Source organism: Anaerolineae bacterium, assembly GCA_014360855.1.
In the GTDB taxonomy this organism is placed as follows: Bacteria; Chloroflexota; Anaerolineae; order JACIWP01; family JACIWP01; genus JACIWP01.
The window spans coordinates 1-3453 of the sequence record JACIWP010000299.1 but is presented as its reverse complement, the minus strand read 5'-3'; the positions used below and the strand labels follow the sequence as shown (position 1 = coordinate 3453).

At 65.5% G+C, this 3453-nt stretch carries 2 protein-coding genes; both read right to left on the bottom strand.

The window, feature by feature from the left end:
- Positions 1-870, bottom strand: an 870-nt coding sequence (locus H5T60_13000) for an NAD(P)/FAD-dependent oxidoreductase (GenBank protein MBC7243347.1), incomplete at its 3' end; no start/stop codon positions are given.
- Positions 867-3453 (bottom strand): CBS domain-containing protein (locus tag H5T60_12995; protein ID MBC7243346.1); only part of this gene is annotated, 2587 nt, incomplete at its 5' end. The genes H5T60_13000 and H5T60_12995, both read right to left, overlap by 4 nt.

The window sequence follows — 3453 nt, the reverse complement described above, 5'->3', positions numbered from 1 at the left end:
CCCTTCCATCTCGATGCCCAGGTCCTCGATGCCCAGACCGTCGGTGTAGGCCGTGCGGCCGGTAGAGAGCAGGACCAGCTCGCCCTCGGCGAAGCCGGGCTTACCCTTCATCTCGTATTCGACGCGCAGTGTGCCGGCGTCGGTCTGTACAATCTGCTTGAAGTCCACGCCGATGGTGATTTCCGTCCCCTGCTTGGCCAGCAGGGAGCGGTAGCGCTTGGCGAGCTGGTCATCGGTGTCCTTCAGGAAGGTCTTTCGGCCCAGCACGGTTACCTTGGTGCCCAGGGCGGTGAAGATGCTGGCGAATTCGATGCCTACCACACTCCCGCCGATGACCACCATGGAGCGGGGGAGTTGGGTGATTTTCAGCAGTTCGTCGGAGGTGATGACGCCGGGCAGGTTCGCGCCAGGGATAGAGAGCCGCGCCGGCACGCTCCCCGTGGCGATGATGAGCTTGCGGCATTCCACCTCGGTCTCACCGTTCACCAGCACCTTATTGGGGGAGAGGATGCGCCCCTTGCCCTTGATGACGGTGATGCCGTGGCTGGCCACCAGGTGCTCCACACCGCTGACCAGCGTCTCCGTGACCTCGTCCTTGCGCGCCATGAAGCGCTGGAAATCCAGGCGCGGGGTACCGTCAATCTCGATGCCCCATTCCCGGGCGCGGTGCAGGACGTGCAGGTACATCTCCGCCTGGCTGACCATGGCTTTGGTGGGGATACAGCCGCGGTTCAGACAGGTTCCGCCGATGCGGTCCATCTCGATGAGGGCAACCCGGGCGCCGAGCTGGCGGGCGCGGATGGCGGCGACGTAGCCTCCCGGGCCTCCGCCGATGATGGCCAGGTCATACACGGTGCTCTCCGCGGTCATGATATCTGCTCCTCCTTCGTGGAAGATGTTTGGCTGTCGTTTGCTTGGTTGGCATTCGGGGCGCCGGCGGTCAGCTCTGCCACCAGCCGCTCCAGCAGGGCGCGTTCGCCGGCGGCATCGGTGATCTCCCCATCTATCCAGGCCGCCCGCAGGCGTTCCAATATCTGCCGGTACACCGGCCCGGGCTTGATGCCCAGTTCCCGGAGGGCGCGGCCATCGGCCAGCGGCTTAATATCGCGCAGGCGCCGCAGGAACAGCTCGATGCGCTGGCGCACCAGCCAACTGTCCTGCACCACATAGCCGATGAAGAGCGCCGGCTCATCGAACGGCTCCAATAGGGCGTAAATCTCACTGCGTTTCAGGCGTGGAGCATCCAGTTGGGGAAGGACCTCGCGCAGGGCCAGCACCTGCCGCACCAGCATAGCCTCGCCGCGCATGATGCGCAGGGATTCCAGGAAGGACTCCGCATCCTGGCGCGGGGAGCGATACAGGAGCATTGCCAGGTACAGCCCTTCCGGGCGGTACCTCTCCACATGGAACAGCCGGGAGTTGCCCTCAGGATGTTCCGGGAGCGGGCTGAAGCGCTTCAGCTCCTGGCGCAGTCGGCCGGCCATCTCCATGAACCAGTCGTCCACCGTCAGCGCCGGATGGACGCGGGAGAGCAGTCCCAGCTCATCCAGCCGGCGCAGGGCGCGCTCCGGCTCCGCCTCCGCCAGGATGAGATACAGCTCGTGGCGGATGCGTTCCGGTGTGGTGCGTGTCAACAGGTCCTGCGCGTTGCGCATCAACTGCTCCGTGCGGGGTTCGATGCGGAACCCCAGCCGCTGTTCCAGCCGCACCGCTCTCAGCATGCGGGTCGGGTCCTCGACGAAGCTCAAACTGTGCAGGACGCGGATCAGCTTACGGCGCAGGTCCGACTGCCCGCCGAAGAAGTCCAGCAGTTCGCCGTAGCGCTCGCCGTTCAGGCAGATGGCCAGCGTGTTGATCGTAAAGTCGCGGCGGTGCAGGTCCTGGCGGATGGAACTGCGCTCCACCTGGGGGAGGGCGGTGGGATGTTCGTAGAACTCGACCCGCGCTGTGGCGAAGTCCAGCGTGCCGATATCTTTCAGCTCCGGGTCGTTCGGGTCGGGAAGCCATTTGGCGGTGCCAAAGCGGGCATGGGAGCGGACGCGGCCGCCGATGCGTTCGGCCAGCCGGCGCGCCAGCTTGATGGCATCGCCCTCCACCACCAGGTCAAGGTCTAGGTTGGGGATGCCCAGCAGGAGGTCGCGCACAAAACCGCCCACCACGTACAGCGAGTAACCCATCTCGTCGGCGAGCTGGCCGGCCAGCCGCAGGATTTCCTCCAGCTTGGGCGGCAGGGCCTGTGACAGGCGCTGGGCCAGGTCCTGGGCTTGGGGCGGCCGGCGGCGTGGCGCGCTCCACAATTTAATGAGGTCGGTGCGGGTGACGATGCCGATGGGCCGGCCGTCCTTGACCACCGGCACCTGCCCGACGCCATATTCCATCATGATGCGCTGTAGCTCTTCCACCGAGCTTTCCGGGGTCACCTGGATAGCGCCGGGGGTCATGTACAGGCTGACCGGCGCATCCCCGAGCTTCAACTGCATGGCGCGGTCAATCTCCCGGCGGGTCAGCACACCCACCACCCGGCCGTTCTCCACGACGGGGAAGCCCTCGTGGCCCAGCCGGCTCATCAAAGCCGCGGCCTCGGCGACCGTGGCGCTGGCATCCAGGGTATGGACGCCGAAGGACATGATCTCGCCGACGGTGGTGGCCGGCTGGACATATCGCTCCAGCAGTTCCAGCAGGCGATCATGGACTTCCCGCAGGGAGAGGCCGCGGATGACAGCGGCGGCGGCGCGTCCGTGGCCGCCGCCCTCGAAATTGGCCGCGATGCGGCCCACGTCAATATCATCGGTGGAAGAGCGCGCCACCATCTGGATGTGCTCGTTCATCTGCACGAGGATGAACAAGGCATCCGGGTCAAAGAGGTCGCGCAGTTTGTGGGCCAGGGTGGAGACCTCCTCCACGCGGGCGCCGGCGCGCGCCATACTGATGATGACCGTATGGCCGGCGAATTGGTACGGCTCCGCTTCCTGCACCAGGTGGTTGTACAGCTCCCGCTGTTCGGGGCTGAGCGGGTACTGCATGAAATCATTGACGACCGTCAGGTTGGCCCCCCGGTCCAAGAGCCAGGCGGCGGCGCGCAGATCGCGCGAGGTGGTGGTGCCGTAGGTCAGGTTGCCGGTGTCCTCGTAGATTCCCAGCAGGAGCAGAGTGGCTTCGATGGGAGTGACGGGAATAGAAGCGCCGGCGATTTGCTCGACGAAGATCGTGGTGGTGGCGCCCACTTCCTCAATGTGGGCCTGCACGCGGCCGTTCAGCTCCTGCGCCAGGGGATGATGGTCGATAATGCGGACAGGGGTGGATGGCCCCATGCCCTTGATGGGGGAAATGGCCTGAGTATCCACCAGGATGACCTCTTCGATGGGCCGGCGCGGCAGATCCTCCAGCCGCACAAAGGGCAGTTCATCCCAATAAAGGGTCAGGAAGTCGCGCACATTGCGGTTCGGATGGCGC